Here is a 23,359-nt window from a genome sequence, read left to right on the forward strand (position 1 = left end):
TTACTTTCCTCCTCCCACTATTTGATTTGATTCTGATGTCAGTGCCTGATTTGTCTCCGTCCTGTATTCCAGAATATTATAGGGATCGGTTACTGGCTGCTTGGACCAGCTGGAAGCAATATTGTACAGGAATACAAGTTGACCTATTCCAATTATGACACCTCCCAGTATTGCACTATCCTGGTATGGCTGGAATATGGCGAAATAACCGGCAACTGCTCTTGGCATGCCAAGAAAACCGCCTACTGCCCATGAGAACGACATCAAAAATGACCCCACAGCTGTGATGTAGAAGTGCCACCGGGCGAGCCTCTCATCGTATACTCTTCCGTTGCTGAATGTTGGGAACAGAAGATAGAATGTGGCCATGGAAACGCCAAGTGTCAATCCAACAAATATGAAGTGAAAATGCCCTGTTACAAAGTATGTACCGTGCACTGCCTGGTTGATGGGATCATCAGCGAGCATTACGCCCATCACTCCTCCGATTATGAAATCGAATATTGCGTTTATTACGAATAGCATGGGGGTCGTGAGCCTGATCTTCTTGGCCGTCCACAGAGTGGCAATCATATTGAATATTGTCAGGGCGGACGGTATTACCACGATAAATGACATGGTGGTAAAGAATATGACCCAGTCAACGCCCAGCCCAGAGTTGAGGAGATGATGCCCCCATACCAGTTCACTGAGGATAAGAAGAAGGCCAAGAGAAAGAATGGCTGAGAAATAGCTGTAAACCTTAGTTTCGGTAAATCTGGTGATAATATCATACATCAATCCGAAGAACGGAATTACTGCTATGTAAACGATGGGATGGCCCCAGAACCAGAATAATACGGCGAATGACAGCGGAGTGCTTGTTGCTGTTACGAAGAATATTGGATTGAAGAAGTCGTAGAACAGCATCCCCAGTCCAACCATCAGAGGGGGAGCAGAGGAGACAAGCATTATGAGAGTGAACACAACTGCCCACGCATATACAGGCATCCTTGAAAGCGGAATGTCATCGGCCCGGTCAATGAATATGATTTTCAGCACTATGACGCTTGCCATCACCATACCCATGAACACAAGTTCCATTGCTATGACCGCTAGCCAGTTATAAGATCCTGCTCCCAGTGGTGTAAGTTGCAATGATAATGGCGGGTACATATACCATCTCATGCTTGATTTGGATAAAACGAAAAGTGAGCCCCCAAGAACCCACATCCAGTACGCTACAGATGATAGGTGTCCCATGTTGTCTCTCTTCAGCCTTAACCTGGACGGCAGGATGTAGTATGCAAATCCCATGGCCATCCCAATGGCAAACATGTAGATCATAAGGGTAGCATGCTGTGTGAGCAGAATATTATATATTGTAGGGGTCAGTATAGTGGGGTTTGGATCTGTCAGGCTAACCCTCATTAGGACGCCAAAGGCACCCCCAACAAACATGAAAAGCAGTCCGGTGAATATGTATCTGAGACCTATGGATTTAGCATCATCATAAAATAGAATGGACCATGACAGAGGACGTGGCTTCCCATAAAGCGAGTCTCTCACATATGCATCCCTGTCAGAATACCCTTCGTCCTCTGCAACGTGAGAGAGTAATTCTGCCCTGGTGGAATAGAGATAGTAAACATAGAATGATGCTATGAATACCAGCGAAACGAGAATGCCGGCCACGATGAGAAGAGTCTCTGTTGACATTATGGACTCACCACCATATAGCCTCTCATCAGGTAATGATCCTCACCACAGTACTCAACACATTCAAATATGTATTTTCCTGTTTTTTCTGGCTCGAAGCTTACCTGATTAGGATGATCTGGAACTGCATACACCTGAACTCCAAGAGACGGGATAAGAAGATCGTGAATTACATCTTTTGACCTTACCTGAAGCGTGTATTCGTGACCTACAGTAACATAAAGGGTGTCGGTGCTTGTGGTATTGTTTGAGTACGTAAACTGCCATGCCCACTGGTAGCCCAGCACCTGTATCACTGTGGAATTTGCAGGCACAGTCTTATTGTCGGCTGGTTGCGGTATGTTCTGTGTATGCCCAAGCACATAACCAAGATTCACCAGCGCTGACGCAATAAGCACAATTAACACCACCGCCGTAAAAAGGTATTCAACCTGTCTTCTGTTCATCTAAAATCATCTCCATCGGAGCTCCTGTCCCCATATTTATACACAGGATACATCAAAAGAATAATGGAGAATGCGGCCGATGCGATTCCCACCCCTAAGATATATGATATTTCTGAAACAGCACCGATTGCTGGGTATCCTGTGTACAGATAAGTTGAAAGAAGATAACTGAGCAGATAATACGCAGCAAAGCCCACTATTATACCTATTACCAAAAAGGTCACTATGAGCCGACCTTTTTCATCCATGTGAGCTCTATTTTACCAATTTATTTAAAGGTTTTTCAACACCTTTGTTGCAGATAGTTTTATAATAATTGATAAATCAATTTATATGATTATTTTCGCGCACGAATGTTCTTATATACCTGACCACATTGCTCTGAAATCAGTAAATCCATTTAAAACCGCGTAGAACTGCCAGCCTTCTGCAGGACTATGACGGACTACAGATAGGCATATAATAGAGTGATGACCAATGCTATAGCCGTAATCATCGAGCCATACAGCGCATAATCTTTTGCTGTATAGGAACCCGCCGCCTGAACAATCAGGTTGGACTGGTTCCCGAACGGGGTGATAAATGTGCAGGACGCAGCCATTGCCACCACAACAATTGCCTTAAGCGGATCCGGGAAACCCATTGCCACAGGGCCCATTATGACGGCTGATCCAACATTTCCTATTGTATTGGCAAGAATCACTGTGACGACAAAAAGTATGAGAGGAGATCCAAGAATAATGCCAGCAATATAAACGGACAGCCCTGTAGATATTATTGCAGCCCCAAGAATCAGGTAAGTACCGACAAATATGAGTATGGGCCACTGCACGCTTTTGTACATGGACTTGAAGTTCAATGTTCTGGTAATCAGCATTATGAGGAGAGCGGAGCCGAATGCTATGATCAGGTTAACTCCGAACGATGCCAGAACAACAGCAAACCCAAGGGAGCCTATTGCGATGATGCCTCTGCTGGGATTGAATACACGCATTTCTCTCTCGGAAAGAGGGCCCAGTGAATTGTCCGTTATGAATGACGCAATGTCCTCATCAGAACCGGAAAGCATCAAAACATCGCCTACCTCCACGCTTATGGTCCTGAACCTTCCAAATATCTTTTTCCCATAGGCCGAGATACCCACAACCGATATGTTATATCTTCCCGCTTCCCTGATCTGACTCAGTTGCTGGCCAACCAGGCGCGATTCCGGCATGACAAAAACCTCCCTTATTGAGAGATTTTCAGAGGCTGTATTTGGAATTGTCATCTTGAGACCTTTGATGCCCGATAATGTTGTCAGGGATTCTGGTTTAAGCCTTACCAGAAGCACATCTCCACCGAATATTGTCCGTTGCCGCCAGCTTATTCTTCCTGGATATATTGCCACAACCCTGATGCCATATGTCTTCTCGAAGTCATCTATGGATTTGCCTATTACCTCGCTTTCTTTCTGAACCTGAACTTCAGTAAGATATTCGCCCGTCTTGAATTCATCTATGCTTGTAATTTTCTTCGTTCTGTTTGGGAGAAGAAATGATATGAGTATTGCAACGGGAATCCCTGCCAGGACTATGAAAATACCCGGATTAGAAAACTGGAAAAAACTCAGAAACTGGCCGGTTTTGGAATACCACAGATCATAAAGCACAACATTTGATGATGTACTTGCAACCGTGTACCTGCCGCCAAGAACTGCGATATAAGCAAACGGCATGAGATACTTAGAAGGTGATTTCTTAAGCTTATCCGAAAGGTAATAACTGAGGGGTACCATCATCAATGTTAGGGCCACGTCGCTGAGGAAGCCGGAAAATAAACCGACCATGAGAAACAGGGCAAATAGGAGTACATATTCATTCTTTATCTTCTTTGAAACAACCTCCGCAAATTTGTCGATAATTCCGGAATCTGAGACTGTTTTGCTCACAATCATCACGATGCCCAGAAGAAGAACCGGTAGGCTCCCTATTTCTGCAGTTACGGTTGAGAGCTTCGTAATTCCAAATGCCATCAGGACAAAGACCGAACCTATACCTATGAGGTCGTATCTTACCCTGTTTGATATCAGAAGTACTATTGAGATAACAAAGACTGTGAGTACCACTGTTAGGTTGAAAGACAGCATCGGAAATTCCTAAGTAAAACCCAGGAAAACTATTAAGACTATTGGAAGTTCATATAATTTTAATTGGGCACAAATTGTCTCAGCCGTAGGGGTGTATAAAGCCTGCCACACGGCTTCTCCCGATTCTGGACGCCCCCTAACTTCATGCGATACTTAAAAATGTATAAAAGAAGGTGTTGTTGGGGATTAATCCATTTCCCTGGTAGAAACTTTCGTCTCCTTCCTCTTCTTAATTCCGCTCTCGATGGTCTCAAACTGGCCTTTGAATTTTTCCAGAACTCTTGGAAGGGAAGTGTATTCCATATCCTCCTCTGGAAGTCTGTGTGGCTCAAATGGACCCATGCGCCTCAGGTAATCAACAACGTCAACTGCAGTTCTCCTTGCTCCATCGAATGCCGGATCGTCAAACATGTCAACAGGACCTGAAAGCTTTCCATTCTTAAGGACAAAACCCAGGGAGACAACCCTTGGTGGGCCATCAAATCTGGTCATCTTTGCATACTTCATGCCAACTGGCATAAGAGGGCCATTGAAAGAGCCCCTCATCCATCCGGAAACCAGATATGGGTGCGAGAAAGCTTCGAGAGATTCGCCTGAAGCGGGAAGACCCGATTGTATCCTCACTATGCCTGCCGGATCATCCTTACCCACGTACTCGCCTGCTATGAAAGATAACTTGTCCGTTGTTATCACTGCAACATTTTCATCCGGCAACTTTTCGTGATTCGGCTTGGTGAAAACTCTCTTGATAACATATCTCCCCTTGGAACCTATCATTCCAAGAATATCGTACATATGTTCCGGGGCGGAAAGAAAAATCCGTTTTGCTTCAATAATATCCCATATTTCAAAGGTGAATCCGTCATGCATGTTGTTGTCAATTACGAGACCTGGCGTATTGAACGGATCGGCGAACATCTTGAAAATAGGGTAATTAAATGCTCCTGGCTCGGTTTTATCCATCATGTAAACAATAAATGGCTCAGATGTTCTTGGTGTAATTTCCATTTCCGCAATCCCGGGGCCCATTCCCTTGATGTTGCCAGAAAATGAATCTTTCAGGAGATCCTGCCCGGCGCCATACAACCCATAATTCTTTGCAACGACAGTCCCGGCCTTGAAGGCATTCCAGGCGAGCTCATGCACCTCAGGATTGTCTATTCCACCATTGTGTATCATGGTTATCTGTATATCGTCGCCAACATGGGATATGTAAAAATCACTCAGAAGGGAGGCTCCCTTTTCCTTTACATAATTCTCAACCTCCTTGACGACCGGCTCAAAAACTGTGGTGTGCCCAGGTAAGCTTCCTATGTCTGCTTTTATGTGCGATATTGTTACTTTCATGTTACTATAAGCCGAAAGTCACTATTTTAATATTTTGATAGCGCGAAAATGACATCGTCATTCGTTAAAAATTATACAATACTACATCGGCATTATTTGCGATACAATTGACAAGACTAAATAGATCAGTTTCAATTGGGTTGTTAAATGATCAACTGGCTCTACATAGTGTTTCTTCTGGTTATTCTATGGACAATGGCAATAATGTATCTTGCCCCCAGAATAAGCGGATCCAAACACTTCGGCCTTCTGGGTCCTGCCCTCATGGTAAAGTCCACAAAAAACAGGAATATCATCGACCGAATCGCAAAGAGGTTTCCCGGCATATTGTTTGGAAAAATTTCCGTAGTTCTAGTCATTATTAGTTCAATATTCGCAGTTATACTCCTGGTCTATGGGTCAATTCTCTCTCTCAGCATTAAACCCTCTAACGCCCCATCACTCAGCCTGCTAATCGGGTTGCCGGGTATTAATCCCGCCATACCAATTTCATACGGTGTCGTTACAATTATAGCTGCCGTGGCAATCCATGAAATATTCCACGGCGTGGTTGCAAGAAGGCAGGGGATAAAGCTCAGTTCAGTTGGTGCACTGTTTTTTATCATACCACTTGGGGCATTTGTAGAACCTGACGAGAAAGAAATAACGTCTGCAGACCCCGTGATCAGGAGGAGAGTGATAGCTGCAGGACCTGGAATTAACATAGTCATAGCAATTATCTCCCTGATCATTGTTACTTTCCTGCTGTTCCCTGCCGTTACTCCAACACACCAGGGGCTGTACGTTGAATCAACCACCGGCGGGTCGGCTGCCGCTGCCTTTATTCCAACTGGCACTGAATTGATATCCTATGGTAACAGCACTGTCAATTATTCCGGAAACGCACTTGTGAACATGACTATGGATTCCGTGCTGATCCCCGGCCATAATTATACTGCAGAAATTAGCAAGGGTGGTACCTTATCCAAAGTTTCTGTTCCAGCAGGAATTGTTATTGCATCCGTTATTGAGGGACTTCCTGCATACAATGCTTCTGTTCCTGTGGGTTCCATAATTCTTTCAGTAGATGGAAATGTGGCATACAACGATTCTGTCCTGTCCAGTTACCTTGATGGTGTTACACCTGGGAGCAAGGTGAATATGAGTGTTGATATATACAACACCACCACCCATACCTATACAATTAAAACCTATGCAATCACAACAACTTCCCTCTATTACTACTACAGCAAATACGATCCTTCTTCCAACTCGCAATCATACATGAACAAGAGTTTTGTGGGTATTACCCTGGGCTATCTGGGGATTGGCGGGCTGACTCTTTCAGGAATGCAGACAATTCTGTCGGGAAGCCAGGTATTTACGGTACCATGGAACGGGATACTTGAATTCATATCCCTACCATTTGCTTATCTTTATCCTGTTCCAAGTTCTCTTGCATCCCTCTTCACAACACCTTTCAGTCCTCTTGTCTTCTGGGGCGTTGTCAATGTGTTTTACTGGCTTTTCTGGTGGGACCTTCTGCTTGCCATAACAAATGCGCTTCCGCTTTTTGTCTTTGATGGCGGGCAGTTCTTCAGGGATACGCTTTACATTGCCGGTAAAAAGGAAAGGCTGAAGTTTCTGCGGAGTGACGCAAACGTGAGGAAGATAACGACCTTTGTGGGATTTCTAGTGCTATTTCTCTTCCTATGGGAAATCATAGTGCCAAGAATAGTATGAGTACCTTATTATACTCAATAACAATTTAAGCCAACATTAGCAATTGCTAAGTACACGGTTTGATAAATATGGCATTTCCAGAAGCTGTTGAAAGAAGATTAAACAAGAAGATCTGCATGAGATGTGACGCAAGGAATTCACCCAATGCCACAAGGTGCAGAAAGTGCGGTTATACCGGCCTCAGGATGAAGGCTAAGGAGAGAAGGGGAGGACAGTAAACGTCTTCCGTGGCTGCAAGAAAGGTAGCCATAATCAGAATGGAAGGGACAAACAATGAATATGAAGCCTTCCAGTCATTCAGCAGAGTAGGCCTGGAACCACATTATATTCACATTAATGAGCTCAAGAGAAAATCAGTGAGCCTTGAGGATTTTTCTGCTATTTTTCTTCCCGGCGGTTTCTCTGCGGGTGACTACATAAGGGCGGGAGTGATATTTGCACGAAGGCTTGAGGATGCGGCTCTGAGGGATATTTCAGGATTTGTTGATGACGGTAAGCCAGTAATAGGAATATGTAATGGTTTCCAGGTACTGACTGAGATGGGATTCCTGCCTGGATGGTCTCAGGGGCAGTCTAGGGAGATAGTGCTTGCCCCAAATGATTCCAACAGATACGAATGCAGGTATACCTATATACGGGTTGAAACCCGTAATCCCATTTTGGCTTCATCCCTTGAAGTTGGCTCACATCATCTTATACCGGTTGCCCATGCTGAAGGTAAAATCAGGATAATGGAACCGGAAAGAAATCTTGCGAAACTGGAAGAAAACGGACAGATTCTATTCAGGTACTCAACTGCGGATGGAACCCTGGACGGATACCCGTGGAATCCAAATGGCTCCGTATCTTCAGTGGCAGCAATTTCCAATAGCCACGGGAATGTTATTGGAATGATGCCGCATCCTGAGAGACTCTTTTATTACTACAGAAAAGTGGATCAGGAAACCTATGGAAACTCGGCAGTTGGACAGAAATTCTTCACTGCAGTCAGGGATTACATTATGAGGAATGACTGCTGACCAGCGAAGAGAGAAAAACCCTGACTTTATTGTGAAATTGCTCCAGAGTGCCATCATTGACTATCATATGATCTGCAAGTGAAATTGTGCGTCCTATGCCCCACGTGAGCTCCCTTCCATCCCTCATCTCCAGTTCATTTTCGCTCCTGACATCGTCAATTCTATTTCTTTTCAATATTCTGTTCAAACGTTCCTGCCTATTAGCGTAAATTGCAACAACTATCACGGAATCGTAATGCCTTTTAAAAAAATCAAGCTCTTCTATATTCCTGAGCCCGTCAACAATTGTCTTCTCGGGATCGTTAATACGCTCAGCTGTTCTCTTAGCCCATATATCCATTCCGTGCGACTTCCTCTCGGCACTGGCAAACTGGCCTATCTCGCTGTCTATCATGGGTACCCCTGCCTCCTTGGCATATTCCTTTACAGTCTCGCCCATGTGAACATCAGAATAACCCAGCTCTCTTGCAACCTTTACGAATTCGTCCTTTCCCGAACCCGGCATTCCGGTCAAAATTATCATAGAAAATGCTCCACTAATAGTGGGAATTTATCCGAAGAGGAAACCCATGCCATCCTCGGCCCGTGAATCTTCTTCCTTGATCTGCTTTATTACGTCTTCTTCTGTTTTGGCTGCCATTCTCTGCAGATAATTTCCGAAGAGCTGCTCAAGTCTCTTCCTGCCATCATCCGATCCCTCGTAATATAGAATAAGATCGGAAGCGTTTGGAATGTAGTTGGCGGCTTCTTTCAGGTTAAGTGTCTGCCTTCCAAGAATATCATCGGAAGCGATCTGATCAAATACGCCTTTATTGGCCTTTTGCAGAATGTAGAGTGCAATCATTTCGAACCCATATTAAACAGTACAATAAATGAATTTGCAGGATATCGCTGTGTGTTATCTTGATTGAAAATGTTGGCGGGAAATCAAGTAAAGGCGCGGTGAAATGTTCATGAAATACTCCACAGAGCAGAATTTATAAATTCAGCAAACAGGAAAATGTCATCCAAAAGAGCAAATTTGAACTTTTCAAATCGTCCGGGTCCCACTTAAATGCCCACATGCCTGACATCTGATTCCCACAAGCTGGATTTGGATTCTTGAACCACATTGAACCCATAAGTTCGGAAGTTTTTTCAGAGTCTGAATCCAAAAGTGTGAAAATGTCCTGAAAATTAAAAAGAACAGAATTCACGTTCAATGCACCGTTCATGAAACAATCAGTATTATGCATTCTAACAAATATATGACAGGTTCGCCAGATAAAATATTTTAATTCGTTTATAATCTCCATCCGAAAGGCGAAAGTCCAATGGATTTAAATGTAGCAATTGGAGGCCCCCAGGGTGGAGGTATAGATACTTCATCCAACATGATCAACAGGGCCTTTGCGGAAGCTGGTTATAATGTATTTGGCGTAAGGGAGTACCACTCAAACATAAAGGGAAGGCACAGTTACAACCATCTCAGGGTGAAGGAAGATCGCCCAAGATCTCTTAAGTATCCCGTGGATATCATCGTAGCTCTTGATGCCGACACTATTTTTGAGCATCTCGAGGATGTTGGACCCGGTACCAAGATAATTTATGACCGGAGCTTCGAAAGCTCTGATCTGGCACAGGCCAGGATGATCATGCGCGACACAGCCAGAAGAATCAAGGAAACTCTGGACGCGGCAAAGTTCCCAAACACCGTTAAGGGTGCAGTAGATTACATGAAAAGCAGAGGAGGCATTCCCATGGCAATTCCATTTAACGATGTAGTGGCTTCTGCCAACGCTGAGGGTCCTGCTGCAAGATACTTCAACACGCTCGGATCGGCTGTGACACTTTCAATAGCCGGGTTGGATCAAAAATTCACAGTAGAAGCAATAAAGCAGGTCTTTTCAAATAAGGAAAAAGTAGTGGCTGAAAACGTAAGGGTCGTGGAAGCCGCATACAGATATGCCAATGAGAATGGTTTGGCAGGTAAGCCTCTCAAGACTTTGCAGAAGAAGCAGAGATTCCTCATAACAGGGAATGACGGTTCAGCCATAGGCAAACTGATGGGCGGCCTGAGATTGCAGACCTATTACCCAATAACTCCCGCAAGTGATGAGAGCACCATACTGGAGGAGCATGAGGAATACTCATTCGTAGAAGCTGAGAAAAATCGGCTGAAAAGAGGCGGGGTCGTCGTTGTTCAGACTGAGGATGAAATATCAGCTGTTACCATGGCCCAGGGCGCAGCATTAACAGGTGCAAGAACCTCCACAGCAACCAGTGGCCCAGGGTTTTCACTGATGGCTGAAGGCATAGGTTTTGCTGGAATGGATGAGGTTCCACTTGTGGTTACGCTTTACCAGAGAGGCGGACCCAGTACTGGACTTCCCACAAGAAATGGCCAGTCTGACCTTCTGTTTGCACTGAACACAGGTCACGGAGAATTTCCGAGAATCGTCATCTCATCCGGAGATGTTGAAGAGTGCATTTACGATGCAATGAAGGCCCTCAATTATGCACAGAGATACCAGTTGCCCGTAATACACCTTATTGACAAGAATCTCGCAAACTCAACGGATATGGTTCCTGACATTGACCTCAAGAGGGTTCAGGTACCCCAGACACTCAAGACTGTCCCATCACAGGATTTCCACAGGTACAGCCTCAAGACTGAAACCGGAATATCAGAAATGGGAATTCTGGGAAAGGACATATTCTGGATGACTGGCGATGAACACGACGAACTCGGTCATGTAACTGAGGATACGGAAATGAGGGATTCCCAGATGAGGAAGAGATTCAAGAAGCTGGAGACCGCACTTCAGGAAATCCCAGCAAATGACCAGGCTGTGCTCTACGGTCCGGACAAGGCAGATATAACATTCGTCACGTGGGGCAGCCAGAAGGGTCCCATCCTGGATGTAATGGAAGACCTGAAGCAAGAAGGAATCAGCGCCAACCTGCTTTATCTGAAGATGTTCATGCCGTTTCCGTCTGAATTTGTGAAGAAGGTCCTTGGAAAGGCCAAGCTTGTAATAGACGTGGAGAGCAACATGCTGGCACAGGCTGCAATGGTAATAAAACTGAATACCGGAATCAGCATTGAGAAATCAATTCTAAAGTACAACGGCAGGCATATGACTGAGGATGAGATACTGAAAGCTGCTAAGGATATCTATTCCGGCAAGAGCAAAAATGAAATAGAGGTGTTACAGAATGGCGCATAATTTTAAGAACGACGTAACTGTGGATTGGTGCCCTGGCTGTGGGGACTTCGGAATACTCACATCAATTTCCCAGGCACTGTCTGAACTGAACTTGAATGGAAATGATGTTGTTGCCATATCAGGCATAGGATGTTCCGGAAAGACACCACATTACCTGAACATGGGTGGAGTCCACACGCTTCATGGCAGATCAATACCATTTGCCACTGGAGTTAAACTGGCCAATCCCAACCTGAAGGTAATAGTGCCCAGCGGTGATGGAGACATGCTGGGAATCGGAGCTGGCCATTTCGTGGCCGAAGGGAGACGGAACACTGGGTTAACACTTATAATCTATGACAACGAGGTTTACGGTCTCACCAAAGGCCAGGCAGCGCCAACAATGCAGCTTGGCGAGCAGACCAAGAGCCTGGCAAGACCCAATGTATTCGGCAAGGTGAATCCAATCACCCTGGCTCTTTCATCCGGCTATTCCTTTGTAGCTAGGGGATTCAGCTTTGACATGAAGCAGCTCAAGGATCTCATAAAGATGGCTGTGATGCATGACGGCTCTGCCGTTATTGATGTTCTTCAGCCATGCCCAACATACAACAATGTCAACACAATGGAATGGTACAGGCAGAGAGTTTACAAGCTGGAAGAGGAAGACAAGAGCTGGGATCCGGTCATCACTCCCGGAAACGAGAACACCGCAGAAGAGAAGTTCCAGAAAGCATACACAAAGGGAATGGAGTGGGGAGACCGTATCCCAACAGGAGTTTTCTACGATAACAGGGCAGTGCCCAGCTTTACCAAGAGACTCAACGAGTTTGTACCGAACTACCTGGACTATCCGCCTTCCCAGCAGATAGTAACGGGAAAGGATGGCTACACGCCAGTGGACCCATACGGTACTTTCGCTGAAAAGTTGATCTGAACATCCTTACCCTTTTTTTTAAATTTTTAATTTTCTCCCTCAAATTCTGAATGAAAACATCTTTTCCACGCTACTTAACATGTACTTGATTTTTGGCCCAGTGAATATCACAGCATCACATGCAGCATGGCCGTGATTCCAAGCAACAGAAACAGTATCCCGAAGATTGCAAGTGCAGATATGCTGAATATTCTGACACCAAGTACAACCTCCCGTTCATATTTGAGAGAAGCCCTGTTTACAAGTTCAGACAGGAAAAATATCCAGATTACGATACCAACAAACAGGAATATGATGGTTATGATCCCGAACTTCTGCAGGACACTGAGCCCTGCAGTGAGCCACCAGGCTATCTGCATTGGGTTCACCAATCCGATGGTCAATCCGGCAAGATAACCTGATCCTGCCTTACCGGATTGTTGTGATGCATCGTCAGCAGCTGCTATCCTGAATGCGAGATAAAGGAAGAATATAGCCCCAAGTATGTAGATGTACCTGTCATAGGATTTAAGGTCCAGGACACTGCCAAATACAGTAATTATGATCATTAGAATGAAATCTGCAGTCATGGCACCGAACCCAACAGCCATGCCCCTGAAAACTGATTTCAGGGACCTCTGCACCAGAATGGCGGTTATGGGACCCGGCGGGCCAGCAAGAGATATCCCCAGAAGTATACCTATCCCCGCAAGCACCGGAAAATACAACATGAAAATTATGACCTTATGACAACACAATAATAAATAAATTCATGGACCATTGTGGCATGATGGCTGCATGCAGATAAAACCTGATTTCAAAGGCAAGGAAGAACTGCTTGAATACATGGAAGCTGACAGTGAAAACATAGAGAGGTCCTTTGCTGCAGCAGGTTCACTGCTTGACCATATTGATTCCAGGATTGGAGGGAAAAACTACTGGCAGCTTTCTTACACAGAGATGTGCTGGCTCTACGCAGCCGTTGAAAATTTCAGGTCCAAGGTAACCGTTGAGACAGGGGTCGGACCCGGGAGTTCAAGCGCAGTTATACTTGAGGCTTCCAGGGATTTTTCTGGGCAGCTGTGGAGCTTTGACTTGGGAGAAAAATATGGGGAGGATGAACGGCGGCCCTTAGGATTCCTGGTTGAGGACAATCTCAGGGAAAGGTGGCATCTTATAATAGGAAATACCAAGAACACCCTTGAGCAGACCCTCTCTAAGATAGGCCTGATTGATATATTCTTCCATGATTCAGAGCACACATATGATCACGTTAAATTTGAGCTTTCCACTGCGCTGCCTCACCTGAAAAAGAGATTCATCATCATTGTGGACAATTATGACTGGACTGAAGCCCCGGTTGACTTTGCACGTGATCATGGCATGAAGCTGGTAAAAATCGCAGATGACATGTGCTTCATTTATCCCGGATGAGGTACGTTCACTGAACTTAAGCTGGCTGTGGGAGGTTTAAAACAGCAACTGAATCTGACGCCTTCATTCCCTGTCGGGCTCACCATCTGCGAAATCGGAGAGGGCGCGATCCATTGCATCAAGATTCATTCCCTTCTGTACGCCATCAAGATTCTCAAAGCGTGATTGCCTCGTGATTTTTGACCCCATGAAATGCGACAGATTCTCATCTTCCATGAGGTAGTGCTTGTACTGGTCCGGATCACCCATTACACGTATAAATCTGGTTCTTCCGTACCTTCCCATGCTTCTGGTGGTTGCTGACAGGAGCCCGAATTCCTCAAGCTCGGAAAGAATATCTCCTATCCTCCTGGATGTCAGGGGTATGAATCCCAGCTCTGTGCAGATGTTTCTGTAATTCTCGTATATCTCGCCGGTGATCATCAGTCTCTTGCTGAGCTCCTGCGTAACAACCGCGCTGAGAAGTACCATCTTTGACTGTAATGGGAGGCTTGTTATGGCAGCATGCACCACGTTCATCTCATACCTGTCCCTGGCTTCATACACTTCCCTGTCCGTGACCTTATCCCTGTTTTCCCTTATGGCAATTTCAATGGATATTCTCATGAGGTCCAGTGCCTTCCTTGCGTCTCCGTGCTCCTGAGCCCCTATTGCGGAACAGAGATTTACTGCTGATTCATCAACTGCGCCTTCCTTTACTATTCCTTCCAGCCTGAATGCGATTATATCCCTGAGCTGCTGTGCATTATATGATGAGAACATAATGCTCTCCTGGTTCATTCTGCTTCTGACCCTGGGGTCAAGCGTATCAAGAAAATTGGCATCATTGGTTATCCCTATTATTGATGCCCTGGACATGCGTGTGTCATCAAGGATCTTGAGGATCACATAAAGGGCGTCACTGCCGTTCTTCTGTATGAGTTTGTCCACTTCGTCAAGCACCAGGACGTAGAACGATTTCTGGGCATTCATTCTCGTGACCAGTTCTCCATAAATCCTGTCCATTGGCCATCCCATCGGCGGAATCTGGTCCTGGGTTCCCGTGGATATTGAGTTCACAATGGTAACAAGTATGGAGTATGGGGAATCGTAAATCTGGCAGTTGACGTAACACACATTCACCCTGTCTTCAGCGGCCTCCTTCAGCATTGATGTAACATATGAGGTCGTGGATGTCTTTCCTGTCCCAGTTTTCCCATAAAGCAGCATGTTGGATGGTTTCATATCCCGCATAATGCTGCTCAGAACCATCACCATGTGATCTATTTCTTTTTCCCTGTGGGGGAATGAATTGGGCATGAAGGACCCGCTCAGCTTCTCCAGATCGCCTTTGATAAGTGGTGATTCAGCCGAAAACTTAGAGAAGAGATTCATGGTAACTACCGGTAAGAATATCGAAGCCATAGGGAGTACTAAAACCTTTTTTGACCCGCTCTGTAACTAGAAAGGTTACCACAAGATTAATCATCATGAAAAGGCATTACCGGAACTTTTTCCTTTGCCATAACCACCCCAACAAGATACATGGAGCCCAGAACAAGTGTTATTGGGGAAGATTCCATGGCACTCCTGTATGCCTCCACGGGATCGTGAATGATCTTCACCTCAGTGAAGATTGTCCGGCCTATCTCAGCAAGCTTCTCAGGCGGAACCGCACGCTCTGGTTCGTCCGGTATTGTGAATATGACCCTGCTGGAAATTTTCCTGGCAGCGTGCAGGAAAGAGTAGATATCCTTGTCAGAAAGCATCCCTATGACCAGGACTGGCTCCGGAAGATGAAATTCTAAAAATGCCTGTGCCAGGGCGTTTGCGGCTGGAGGATTGTGGGCGCAGTCCACCATCAGTATTGGATCCCTTCTTATGATTTCCATCCTGCCGGGCCACCTTGTGGCGGCTATTGCTTTCTCAATCTGCCCTCTTGTGATGCGGAGATCTTCCATTTGCTCAACTGCAAGAATGGCATTTGTGACGTTTTTCACCTGGAACTTCCCGGCCAGCGAGGTTGATATCCTGTATTCATTTTTACGCGTACCCAGGACAAAACGGCTTCCGGAAATGTCCGATTCAATGTCAGATATGGTGGCCTCTTTCTCTGAAATTATAAGCGGAGAACCTCTCACCTGCGAGATCCTTCTTATGGTATCTACCACTTCCGGCTTTCCATCCCCCAGGATTATGGGTTTTCCCGGCTTTATGATACCGCCCTTCTCCATCGCAATGGAAGTGAGGGAACATCCCAATTTGTCAGCATGTTCAAAACCGATCTGGGTGATTACACTTACCTCAGGAGTAATTATGTTGGTGGAATCGAGACGCCCCCCCAGACCTACCTCAACCGAAGCATACTGTGCCTTTCTCTCGGCGAAGTACTTGAAAGCAAGCAGAGTTGTGACCTCGAAGAATGTGGGATTCCTTTTGGACTCTCCGAGCTCCAGGATAATTTTTCTGTAAGTCTCCACAAATTCCTCAAGATATGCATCCGGAATCAGTTCCCTATCAAATACAATCCTCTCATTGAAATTTACAAGATGTGGGGATGTGTACAATCCAGTGTGGTACTTCCGTCTCAGGATGTTGTAGACATAAGCTGAAGTGGAACCCTTGCCATTTGTTCCAGCCACATGTACACTTCGGAATTCATTTTGCGGTTCACCCAGCAGCTTAGCAAATTCACTGGTGACAGAAAGATCGAGTTTGATGCCTTCCCTGGTAAGTCCGTAGAGGAATGTCAGGTTTTCGGAGTCCACGCTGGGCAATAGCTGCCCATCTAAAATAGTTATGTCAGGTTGCTGTTCTCTCCAACACTTATATTCTGGCATCCCCCTTCCTCTGGCGCTGAAGTGTCAACCAGCCAATGGTTGCAATTCAAAGAACCCATGCCTGAGGGCCTGAGTGAGACCGGAAGCAAGCTCCTTATGTTGGGGGGTAGTTGATTTCACCAAGCCCATCATGCTCTTTCTTCATGTTCTTCAGGTCATTCATTATGTCAAAAGCAGACATGGATTTTCTACCCTCATGATATTCATGAATCCTCTTCTATAGGAAATGATTCGGGGCAAATACTGCGGATCAGAAATGCTTCTCGGTGAGCACCCTCTGATTCCCAACTGGAAATACACTGCCCTGATGGTGTTAAACATTTATGTGATATTATCCAGGCAGACAGATTCATTTTTCCGTTGATGGAAGTCCATGTATCTCCATGCCAGTGCATTGAAATCTTACTTATTCCATCAAACTCTTAACAATATTATAAATATTTAAGAGCATTTAAGAGCCCATGGAAACCAGATTGGTTTATCTGGAAAATCAGTATCAGAAAGAATGTGATAGTACAGCATCATGGTTCGAGTTCACGGACCTTGTCATAGATCAGACGGTCTTCTATCCAACTTCGGATGGACAGCCCAACGACAGGGGGAAAGTAATTATTGACGGGAGGGAATACGTCATAGTCGATACATGGTCAGATGGTGACAATATTCACCTGATGTCGCATGACACTTTTCCTGACGACACCAAGGGAAAGAAAGTCCATCAGGTGCTTGACTGGGATGTAAGGTATATGCACATGCGATTCAGAACTGCCCTGAAGGTCATCAGCGGCCTTGCGTATAGCATGTTCGGTGCAACGACCAGGATAAATCAGACATATGATGATCAGGCATGGTTTGATTTTGAAAAAGATGAAATATCCAATGATGACGTTGTCAGCCTTTTCCAGGAAGTGAATAAAGTCATTTCTACGGACCGGGAGACATCATTCAGGTACATTCCAAGAGATGAATTCATAAAAGATGCTGACATGATGAAGATCTGCAAGGGAAGGGTACCGGACCTCCAGAACATCAGGATAATGGACCTTGAAGGTGTTCCGTCCCAGATGGAGTTTGGCACAAATGTGGCAAAAACCGGAGAAGTAGGAAAAGTGGATTACAAGACCACACTGATCAAGGGAAAGATTGGAAGGAGAATCAATATAACTCTTTCAATGGAATAATGGTGAAAAATGCCGGGAAATGGGGCTGGGCTGGAGTCCAGGATAGTCCGATATTCAGGATACCTGCTCATAGCCATTGCCATAATCTCCTTTCTGATTGCCCTTCCTGATATCTTCATCACCAAACTCCCACTTTATGGACACCCGGCATCCAGTTTCTTTATATTTAACATAACTGCCACGGTTTATCTGGCCGCGGCCATAATAATTCCAACAGCCGTACTTGTCGGGCTGGCCATTTTCTCGCTATTCGACCAGAAGAAGAGGAATGTAAGATCGTTCAATGGCGCCCGCGGCGATGCGTTTTACAGATATCTCCTGGTTTTTGTGTTCATCGAGATAATTGTTTCTGAGGTAATAGAATACGCAAACCCTGCCCTGTCGGAGGTATTCCCCTTCGATTCCAGGAACCCCTCTGTGGTTGCACTGGCCTATTCCTCACAGGTGCTGATGCAGAGCATTCTTTTCCAGCTTCTCCCACTGGCTGTGGCAATAGCAGTGCTCCTGTATGCCACTGGAAAACTCAATCTGAGAAACTTCATCTCAGCAACACCAGGAACCGGAGAAACCCTCCTGATATCTCTAGTTGTGGCTTTGATATTCTCAATTGTTTCTGGAGGGCCAGCCTTAGCCATATTCACGGATTTCCTTTCGCTTTTTGTACTGAACGCAATATTCCTGAAAAGCGGGTTTCTGCGTGCTTTTCTTGCAAATTTTTCAATCTCAATGATCAATGTTACGGCCTCGGCGCTTATTTCGTCTCCTGTCGGTACAATAATACTTACGGTGCTGCTGATCTACCTCGGCTTCCTGGGAGCATATGTCTTCATGGGAATGGGACTCAAATATTCCGCCTCTTTAGCTGCATCCAGAAGCCGGGATAATGTCAACAGAGTCCCGAAAACCAGGAACGTACCTGAGACACAGCTTTTCATAAGGTCCGCATGCCCTGATTGTGGTAATACCACATTTTATGTGAACCCTGACATGAGCCTCAAATGCACCAGGTGTGGAAAGGAGATCCCCAGGGATGCCATGGAAGTGCCAAATGTCAGGGTGGAACTAAGAAGGTCTTGAGAAAGAGAACGGCAGTTCCGCAGAGGATGACCAGCGAATATTTCCACATAGTTTTATGCTTGTCTGAATGCAAAAAAAACGTGTCAACATATAGCCTTTTTAAACTCATATATGTCCATCACTTTCAAATTCTAACATTGGCATTGTTGGTGCCTGAATCCTAACTCGATCATGCCTCAGCAAATGATATGTCATGAGTCACCTGGAAGCCTTGAAATATTGGGGTATTCCCTAAGAATCAAATATATACCGTATACAAGGGGCATTAAGAAAAGTGGAATTATTGTCCATATACCATAATACTGATAAAGAACATCCTCACCCAGAGAACCCACAATAAAGCCGAATCCGAACGTTGATTCGTAATAGAAGACCCCAGTCTTGGTGTCAGAGGTATTTGAAATATACGCCAAGATCTTTGACATGCTGATTGAAACCCCCAAGCCAGAAATGGCTGATACGGCAACTAGAATTGGGAGAGTGACCTTGAATGCAAGGAATAAAGCAGGAAACAGTAGCAGGGATGAAATTGCGCCATACTGCCATATCTTGAGATCGGGGACGAAGTTGAGCACAACAAACCCAACTGCAACCACCGCCCCGTATGTTGCAGTCACTCCGCCTATGATGTAATATGGGAAACCGTTGGCCTTCAGCAGCGGTTCCACTACAAAATACAGGAAACCTGAAAATATGCCGGCATAGAACAGGGGAAATATGTAGCTTAACCTTGGAGATTCCCTGGATGCGGTCTCTTCCTTATATTTCATCCGTGGAGTTGTGACCATTGATATGGCAAAGGCTGCTGCAGCAATGAGAAATACATACTTGAACCCGTAAAGGTCAATGATAACCCCCATAATGGCAGGTGATGTTGCATTGGGAATACCCCATGCAATGGAATACTTTTCCGCATTTCTGGATCCCTGAAGAGAGCCCAGTGCAATTTCGCTGGATATCCACCACGGAGCCTGAAAAAAGCTTGCGATTATGGCTATGGGAAGAAAGTACGATCTATATCCAAAGAGGAGGGCCACAGACATGGCCAGGAGTATGGCCAGAGGCACACTGACGCCGGCCCTCATCAGCCTTGATCCTGCCCTGCGATATATGTAAGCAACAACAGGAAATGGCAGGGAGCTTGCCAGCCCTATGATGCCTATGAAACTATAGGAGAATCCCAGGCGTTCAGCTATGAGGGGAAAGGTGAAGCTGAGCCCAAGCCAGCCAGTTCCAAATGCAAAACTGCTTGCAATCAGCCTTGCTGAATCACCGGTGAGACCGTTCCGTGACACACAGCGGTATGGCAGACCGGGCTATAATCCTGATGCTCACTGAATTTTATCTATCTTAATTCCATCATCCTCATAGAATGCAATTATGTCATCAGCCTTCAAGCCGAGACGTTCCACAATCTTCCTTGGCAGAGTTATCCTGAAGGACGAGCCCCTTGAAGATATATGCGCAACCTCCAGAAGTTTCTTTTTATCCATGAATTGGTATTGTGGCAAGAGATATAATTATTGTATCGATACTAACAGCGGGCTGCGGCTGACCATTGCGATCATGAGGCGAGTTGGCAGGCACTAAAAACTGTGCACAGGAAACGCTGAGTTTTTATATCCTGAAAAGCTTCTGGTTAGAACTTCAATGGTAACTAAACCTGCCAGAATGTATAGCAAAATTACAGGGCCAGCCTACACGAGGAGAGAGTTTATGGGCGGCGTTCCTTACCCGAAAATCACAAACTTTGTTCAGGGAAACCAGAAAAAGGACTTTGAAATAGAGTTCAGGCTCATAGCCAAGGAATCATGCCAGATCAGGCATATAGCACTTGAGGCAGCAAGAGTATCTGTTAACAGAAAAATGCTTGAAGGATCAAGCCCAGACAGCTACTTCCTGCAGATAAGGCCATATCCCCACCAGGTAATCAGGGAACATAAGATGGCAACAGGAGCAGGCGCAGACAGAATATCAAGTGGAATGAGAGCTGCCTTTGGCAGACCTGTGGGCACAGCTGCCCGTGTACATACGGATGATATCATAATGGTCGGTCGCACATCCCCGGACAAAGCCAGAAAAATGAGGGACGCGCTTCATAAGGCCTCCATGAAACTTCCTACACCCTGCCGCATAGAAATCTCAAAGGGCAAGGACCTGGCAGGAAAACTTGGTCTTTAGTTTCTGATGGAAAGGGAAAAATCCCTAAAAATTTTTGAATCTCTCTTTACTGAAATAGATTTATCAGGATCCCGCCTGGATACTCATGGGTGGGACAGCAGGGTTTTGTTCCTGCAGAATGGTACTGTAATTAAGATTCCACTTGCAAACGGCTATGAGAAACTTGAAAGGGAATATTGTGTGCTGAAGTCAGTCAAGCCCCTTCTTGGTGATCTAGTTCCTGACAGGATCGCACTGGTTATGAAGAAATTCAGAGGTGAAACATTGGAGTTCCTTTCCTACAACGCCATAGAGGGTATCACCCTTGATGATGCAGCTCCGCTATCAAGGGACATGGAAACTTCAATATGGGTGCAGATGACGCGCATACTGCCAGCAATCCATCATCATATGCCGCCCGGTCTCAGCAAATGTGGAATTCCCCTATTGGACGGCCCTGGGTGGCGAGACTTCTATGCGGGATTTCTTCGGGATCTGAGAATAACGGTTTTCCCGGCCCTGGATGGCCATCTTTCAAGTTATCTGGAGGACCAGATCAGAACCTTCGTTGAAAATGATTCAAATTTCGAATTCCGGCCTGCCCTCATTCATGGTGACATTGATCCCAGGAATCTCATATGGGACACACATTCACTCAGGATATCAGGGATAATAGACTGGGGGGACAGCATGATTGGGGATCCGGCCTTTGATTATGCCTCCATGCTATTCAATGAAAGGGTTGGCCTGCAGCTCATCAGGAACCAGAGAGAACTTGCAGGTCCTGGTCCCATCAGGAGAATTGAATTCTATCACAGGATGGTGCCTGTATACTGGATCATGTATGGTCTCAGGAACAGGAGGGAGAAGCTTGTCCGTGACGGCATAAGAGAACTTGAAAATAGGATTGGATTCAAGATTGCAATCCTCTGAATCCAGGTCCGTGCATGGATCAGAATAGAGACTGCATGCTTTCTCTGGAACCGATGAAGTCCTGAATAAGCTTGGCCGCAAGCATTGACGTGTTCCCATTATCATACACTGGCGTCATTTCTACCACGTCGAAACCTATGATCCTCTTGGCGAAGTGAGTGATGAGGGATCTCACCTCAACAGCACTTATGCCGTATGGTTCCGGTGTTCCCACGCCTGGCGCTTCAGATGGGTCTATACCATCCATGTCTATGGAAAAGTATATTCTTGCAGGATTTCTTGATTCAATTTCCTGAATTACAGACATGATACCTTTCGTTCTGACTTCATTTGCCGTAAAAAACCTGACCTTTGACCATTCCTCCGATCTGTATTCCTCCATTGATACAGATCTAGTGCCTATTGAGAATATCTTTCCAGCCCCAAGGATTTCCAGGGCCCTTCTGGTGACGCAGGCATGGTTCAGCCTGTTTCCCATGTATTCATCCCTGAAATCTGAGTGGGCATCTATTATGATCATCACTGTATCCTTTGGAATGTTCCTGACGGCACCAACAGTTACCGAGTGCTCACCTCCAAGCATTACCGGTACCTTGCCAGATCTCATCATTGTACCCGTGACACTTTCAACGGTGTCAACCACTTCCGATACGTCCTCGCCTACCTGCAAATTACCCATGTCGCAGATGCCTGCAGACAGGAAATCTACACCGTATGAAAACTCGAAGGATTCAAGATTATCATAGGCAAGCCTTATTGTATCAGGAGCGAGCCTCGATCCCCGTCTGAAGCTGGATGTACCATCAAATGGCACCCCGAAGACCACATAACGGGCCTCTGTGTAAGGTGACACAGCATCGGCGATTTTCCTGTGTGAAAACAGATCTTTCAGTTCTGGAACATTATCTTCCTGACGCCCATTGTCTCCCAATAGGATACCTCCGTTCCGGGTTTTACCCGTTCGATTTCCGTGGGATCAAGCTGAACAACAAATGTCTCAAAGGTCTCAGAGTCCATCAGTTGAGCCTCATTGTTCGCAATGGACAGAACCTGGGCGTTCTTCTTCTCAATTATTGGTACCTTGACCTTATGCTTGACGGGGTAAACTACGCTTCTCTTCTGTCCGTCAAACACTCCTATGGCCACAATCCTTCCCTTTGCTTCACCATGCTTCCCCGGTTTGGACATTGTGATGTCAACTATCTTGCACGGTACATCGTCTACAAGCATGTATCTTCCTACCTTAAGTTCTCTAACTTCGGCTTCCTGCCAGCTCATGTGATTCTTTTCG

The 23,359-nt window shown here is 45.6% G+C and carries 24 protein-coding genes; 10 read left to right on the forward strand and 14 right to left on the reverse strand.

The genetic code is table 11. The features are described 5' to 3' along the window. The 5 genes from RE469_01545 to fbp all read right to left on the reverse strand — a co-directional run bounded on the left by RE469_01545 (position 1) and on the right by fbp (position 5,619). Positions 1 to 1,698: a cbb3-type cytochrome c oxidase subunit I gene (locus RE469_01545; GenBank protein ID WMT44898.1), complete on the reverse strand. Its 1,698-nt coding sequence runs from the start codon at positions 1,696 to 1,698 to the stop codon at positions 1 to 3. Next, a complete protein-coding gene (locus RE469_01550) occupies positions 1,698 to 2,144 on the reverse strand; it encodes a hypothetical protein (GenBank protein ID WMT44899.1) in 447 nt (148 codons plus the stop codon). The genes RE469_01545 and RE469_01550 overlap by 1 nt, the downstream gene beginning before the upstream one ends. After that, positions 2,141 to 2,392 (reverse strand): hypothetical protein, encoded by a 252-nt coding sequence (locus RE469_01555; protein WMT44900.1) that lies wholly within the window; start codon positions 2,390 to 2,392, stop codon positions 2,141 to 2,143. The genes RE469_01550 and RE469_01555 overlap by 4 nt, the downstream gene beginning before the upstream one ends. A gap of 197 nt (positions 2,393 to 2,589) precedes the next feature. After that, on the reverse strand, positions 2,590 to 4,272 hold the full coding sequence (locus RE469_01560; GenBank protein ID WMT44901.1) for an SLC13 family permease: 1,683 nt from the start codon (positions 4,270 to 4,272) through the stop codon (positions 2,590 to 2,592). Positions 4,273 to 4,458: 186 nt separating this feature from the next. Next, a complete protein-coding gene (gene fbp / locus RE469_01565) occupies positions 4,459 to 5,619 on the reverse strand; it encodes a fructose-1,6-bisphosphate aldolase/phosphatase (protein ID WMT44902.1) in 1,161 nt (386 codons plus the stop codon). Between the two features lie 147 nt (positions 5,620 to 5,766). Here fbp and RE469_01570 point away from each other — a divergent pair, with 147 nt between their 5' ends. The 3 genes from RE469_01570 to purQ all read left to right on the forward strand — a co-directional run bounded on the left by RE469_01570 (position 5,767) and on the right by purQ (position 8,360). Next, the gene (locus RE469_01570; GenBank protein WMT44903.1) at positions 5,767 to 7,341 is read left to right on the forward strand and encodes a site-2 protease family protein; all 1,575 of its coding nucleotides are present in this window, start codon (positions 5,767 to 5,769) and stop codon (positions 7,339 to 7,341) included. A 68-nt stretch (positions 7,342 to 7,409) separates the two neighbouring features. Then, positions 7,410 to 7,559: a 50S ribosomal protein L40e gene (locus RE469_01575; protein ID WMT44904.1), complete on the forward strand. Its 150-nt coding sequence runs from the start codon at positions 7,410 to 7,412 to the stop codon at positions 7,557 to 7,559. 9 nt (positions 7,560 to 7,568) lie between these two features. Continuing rightward, positions 7,569 to 8,360, forward strand: coding sequence for a phosphoribosylformylglycinamidine synthase subunit PurQ (gene purQ / locus RE469_01580; protein ID WMT44905.1), 792 nt, complete (start codon positions 7,569 to 7,571; stop codon positions 8,358 to 8,360). Here the strand turns inward: purQ and RE469_01585 are convergent. Beyond that, on the reverse strand, positions 8,341 to 8,883 hold the full coding sequence (locus tag RE469_01585) for an AAA family ATPase (GenBank protein ID WMT44906.1): 543 nt from the start codon (positions 8,881 to 8,883) through the stop codon (positions 8,341 to 8,343). The genes purQ and RE469_01585 overlap by 20 nt on opposite strands. Positions 8,884 to 8,910: 27 nt before the next feature. Continuing rightward, positions 8,911 to 9,204 carry a hypothetical protein gene (locus RE469_01590; protein ID WMT44907.1) on the reverse strand — a complete coding sequence of 98 codons (294 nt, stop codon included), beginning with the start codon at positions 9,202 to 9,204 and terminating at the stop codon, positions 8,911 to 8,913. A 469-nt stretch (positions 9,205 to 9,673) separates the two neighbouring features. Here RE469_01590 and RE469_01595 point away from each other — a divergent pair, with 469 nt between their 5' ends. Together RE469_01595 and RE469_01600 are read left to right on the forward strand one after the other, a co-directional pair. After that, the gene (locus RE469_01595; protein ID WMT44908.1) at positions 9,674 to 11,569 is read left to right on the forward strand and encodes a 2-oxoacid:ferredoxin oxidoreductase subunit alpha; all 1,896 of its coding nucleotides are present in this window, start codon (positions 9,674 to 9,676) and stop codon (positions 11,567 to 11,569) included. Then, on the forward strand, positions 11,559 to 12,485 hold the full coding sequence (locus tag RE469_01600; GenBank protein ID WMT44909.1) for a 2-oxoacid:ferredoxin oxidoreductase subunit beta: 927 nt from the start codon (positions 11,559 to 11,561) through the stop codon (positions 12,483 to 12,485). Before RE469_01595 ends, RE469_01600 begins: the two co-directional genes overlap by 11 nt. Before the next feature lie 107 nt (positions 12,486 to 12,592). Here the strand turns inward: RE469_01600 and RE469_01605 are convergent, their stop codons facing one another. Beyond that, positions 12,593 to 13,195, reverse strand: a complete 603-nt coding sequence (locus RE469_01605; protein WMT44910.1) for a LysE family transporter — start codon at positions 13,193 to 13,195, stop codon at positions 12,593 to 12,595. A gap of 67 nt (positions 13,196 to 13,262) precedes the next feature. Here RE469_01605 and RE469_01610 point away from each other — a divergent pair, with 67 nt between their 5' ends. Beyond that, a complete protein-coding gene (locus RE469_01610; protein ID WMT44911.1) occupies positions 13,263 to 13,898 on the forward strand; it encodes a class I SAM-dependent methyltransferase in 636 nt (211 codons plus the stop codon). Between the two features lie 63 nt (positions 13,899 to 13,961). Here RE469_01610 and RE469_01615 read toward each other — a convergent pair whose 3' ends face one another. Beyond that, entirely contained in the window at positions 13,962 to 15,272 is a 1,311-nt protein-coding gene (locus RE469_01615) for an ORC1-type DNA replication protein (protein ID WMT44912.1), read from the reverse strand. Between the two features lie 86 nt (positions 15,273 to 15,358). Beyond that, positions 15,359 to 16,645 carry a folylpolyglutamate synthase/dihydrofolate synthase family protein gene (locus RE469_01620; protein ID WMT45667.1) on the reverse strand — a complete coding sequence of 429 codons (1,287 nt, stop codon included), beginning with the start codon at positions 16,643 to 16,645 and terminating at the stop codon, positions 15,359 to 15,361. A 533-nt stretch (positions 16,646 to 17,178) separates the two neighbouring features. On the opposite strand from RE469_01620, the gene RE469_01625 reads away from it, so the two are divergent. Beyond that, positions 17,179 to 17,898: an alanyl-tRNA editing protein gene (locus RE469_01625; GenBank protein ID WMT44913.1), complete on the forward strand. Its 720-nt coding sequence runs from the start codon at positions 17,179 to 17,181 to the stop codon at positions 17,896 to 17,898. Positions 17,899 to 17,907: 9 nt separating this feature from the next. After that, positions 17,908 to 18,975 carry a hypothetical protein gene (locus RE469_01630; GenBank protein ID WMT44914.1) on the forward strand — a complete coding sequence of 356 codons (1,068 nt, stop codon included), beginning with the start codon at positions 17,908 to 17,910 and terminating at the stop codon, positions 18,973 to 18,975. A gap of 191 nt (positions 18,976 to 19,166) precedes the next feature. On the opposite strand, the gene RE469_01635 is transcribed toward RE469_01630, so the two are convergent. Both RE469_01635 and RE469_01640 read right to left on the reverse strand, forming a co-directional pair. Continuing rightward, complete coding sequence (locus RE469_01635) at positions 19,167 to 20,270, reverse strand: hypothetical protein (GenBank protein WMT44915.1); 1,104 nt, start codon at positions 20,268 to 20,270, stop codon at positions 19,167 to 19,169. 36 nt (positions 20,271 to 20,306) lie between these two features. Beyond that, complete coding sequence (locus RE469_01640; GenBank protein WMT44916.1) at positions 20,307 to 20,468, reverse strand: AbrB/MazE/SpoVT family DNA-binding domain-containing protein; 162 nt, start codon at positions 20,466 to 20,468, stop codon at positions 20,307 to 20,309. Between the two features lie 157 nt (positions 20,469 to 20,625). Here RE469_01640 and RE469_01645 point away from each other — a divergent pair, with 157 nt between their 5' ends. Both RE469_01645 and RE469_01650 read left to right on the forward strand, forming a co-directional pair. After that, the gene (locus RE469_01645; protein ID WMT44917.1) at positions 20,626 to 21,156 is read left to right on the forward strand and encodes a 50S ribosomal protein L16; all 531 of its coding nucleotides are present in this window, start codon (positions 20,626 to 20,628) and stop codon (positions 21,154 to 21,156) included. Positions 21,157 to 21,162: 6 nt separating this feature from the next. Next, positions 21,163 to 22,068, forward strand: a complete 906-nt coding sequence (locus RE469_01650) for an aminoglycoside phosphotransferase family protein (GenBank protein WMT44918.1) — start codon at positions 21,163 to 21,165, stop codon at positions 22,066 to 22,068. A 19-nt stretch (positions 22,069 to 22,087) separates the two neighbouring features. On the opposite strand, the gene speB is transcribed toward RE469_01650, so the two are convergent. Both speB and RE469_01660 read right to left on the reverse strand, forming a co-directional pair. Next, positions 22,088 to 22,999: an agmatinase gene (gene speB, locus RE469_01655; protein WMT44919.1), complete on the reverse strand. Its 912-nt coding sequence runs from the start codon at positions 22,997 to 22,999 to the stop codon at positions 22,088 to 22,090. Then, positions 22,957 to 23,346 (reverse strand): translation initiation factor IF-5A, encoded by a 390-nt coding sequence (locus RE469_01660; protein ID WMT44920.1) that lies wholly within the window; start codon positions 23,344 to 23,346, stop codon positions 22,957 to 22,959. Before RE469_01660 ends, speB begins: the two co-directional genes overlap by 43 nt. Positions 23,347 to 23,359 lie beyond the last annotated feature (13 nt).

The sequence above is a fragment of the Cuniculiplasma divulgatum genome (assembly GCA_031200235.1).
Classification (GTDB): domain Archaea; phylum Thermoplasmatota; class Thermoplasmata; order Thermoplasmatales; family Thermoplasmataceae; genus UBA509.

Coding starts and splice junctions, on each gene's coding strand:
- RE469_01545 (WMT44898.1), bottom strand. CDS start 1,698: ATGTCAACAGAGACTCTTCTCATCGTGGCCGGCATTCTCGTTTCGCTG.
- RE469_01550 (WMT44899.1), bottom strand. CDS start 2,144: ATGAACAGAAGACAGGTTGAATACCTTTTTACGGCGGTGGTGTTAATT.
- RE469_01555 (WMT44900.1), bottom strand. CDS start 2,392: ATGGATGAAAAAGGTCGGCTCATAGTGACCTTTTTGGTAATAGGTATA.
- RE469_01560 (WMT44901.1), bottom strand. CDS start 4,272: ATGCTGTCTTTCAACCTAACAGTGGTACTCACAGTCTTTGTTATCTCA.
- fbp (WMT44902.1), bottom strand. CDS start 5,619: ATGAAAGTAACAATATCGCACATAAAAGCAGACATAGGAAGCTTACCT.
- RE469_01570 (WMT44903.1), top strand. CDS start 5,767: ATGATCAACTGGCTCTACATAGTGTTTCTTCTGGTTATTCTATGGACA.
- RE469_01575 (WMT44904.1), top strand. CDS start 7,410: ATGGCATTTCCAGAAGCTGTTGAAAGAAGATTAAACAAGAAGATCTGC.
- RE469_01585 (WMT44906.1), bottom strand. CDS start 8,883: ATGATAATTTTGACCGGAATGCCGGGTTCGGGAAAGGACGAATTCGTA.
- RE469_01590 (WMT44907.1), bottom strand. CDS start 9,204: ATGATTGCACTCTACATTCTGCAAAAGGCCAATAAAGGCGTATTTGAT.
- RE469_01595 (WMT44908.1), top strand. CDS start 9,674: ATGGATTTAAATGTAGCAATTGGAGGCCCCCAGGGTGGAGGTATAGAT.
- RE469_01600 (WMT44909.1), top strand. CDS start 11,559: ATGGCGCATAATTTTAAGAACGACGTAACTGTGGATTGGTGCCCTGGC.
- RE469_01605 (WMT44910.1), bottom strand. CDS start 13,195: ATGTTGTATTTTCCGGTGCTTGCGGGGATAGGTATACTTCTGGGGATA.
- RE469_01610 (WMT44911.1), top strand. CDS start 13,263: ATGCAGATAAAACCTGATTTCAAAGGCAAGGAAGAACTGCTTGAATAC.
- RE469_01615 (WMT44912.1), bottom strand. CDS start 15,272: ATGAATCTCTTCTCTAAGTTTTCGGCTGAATCACCACTTATCAAAGGC.
- RE469_01625 (WMT44913.1), top strand. CDS start 17,179: ATGGAAACCAGATTGGTTTATCTGGAAAATCAGTATCAGAAAGAATGT.
- RE469_01630 (WMT44914.1), top strand. CDS start 17,908: ATGCCGGGAAATGGGGCTGGGCTGGAGTCCAGGATAGTCCGATATTCA.
- RE469_01640 (WMT44916.1), bottom strand. CDS start 20,468: ATGGATAAAAAGAAACTTCTGGAGGTTGCGCATATATCTTCAAGGGGC.
- RE469_01645 (WMT44917.1), top strand. CDS start 20,626: ATGGTAACTAAACCTGCCAGAATGTATAGCAAAATTACAGGGCCAGCC.
- RE469_01650 (WMT44918.1), top strand. CDS start 21,163: ATGGAAAGGGAAAAATCCCTAAAAATTTTTGAATCTCTCTTTACTGAA.
- RE469_01660 (WMT44920.1), bottom strand. CDS start 23,346: ATGAGCTGGCAGGAAGCCGAAGTTAGAGAACTTAAGGTAGGAAGATAC.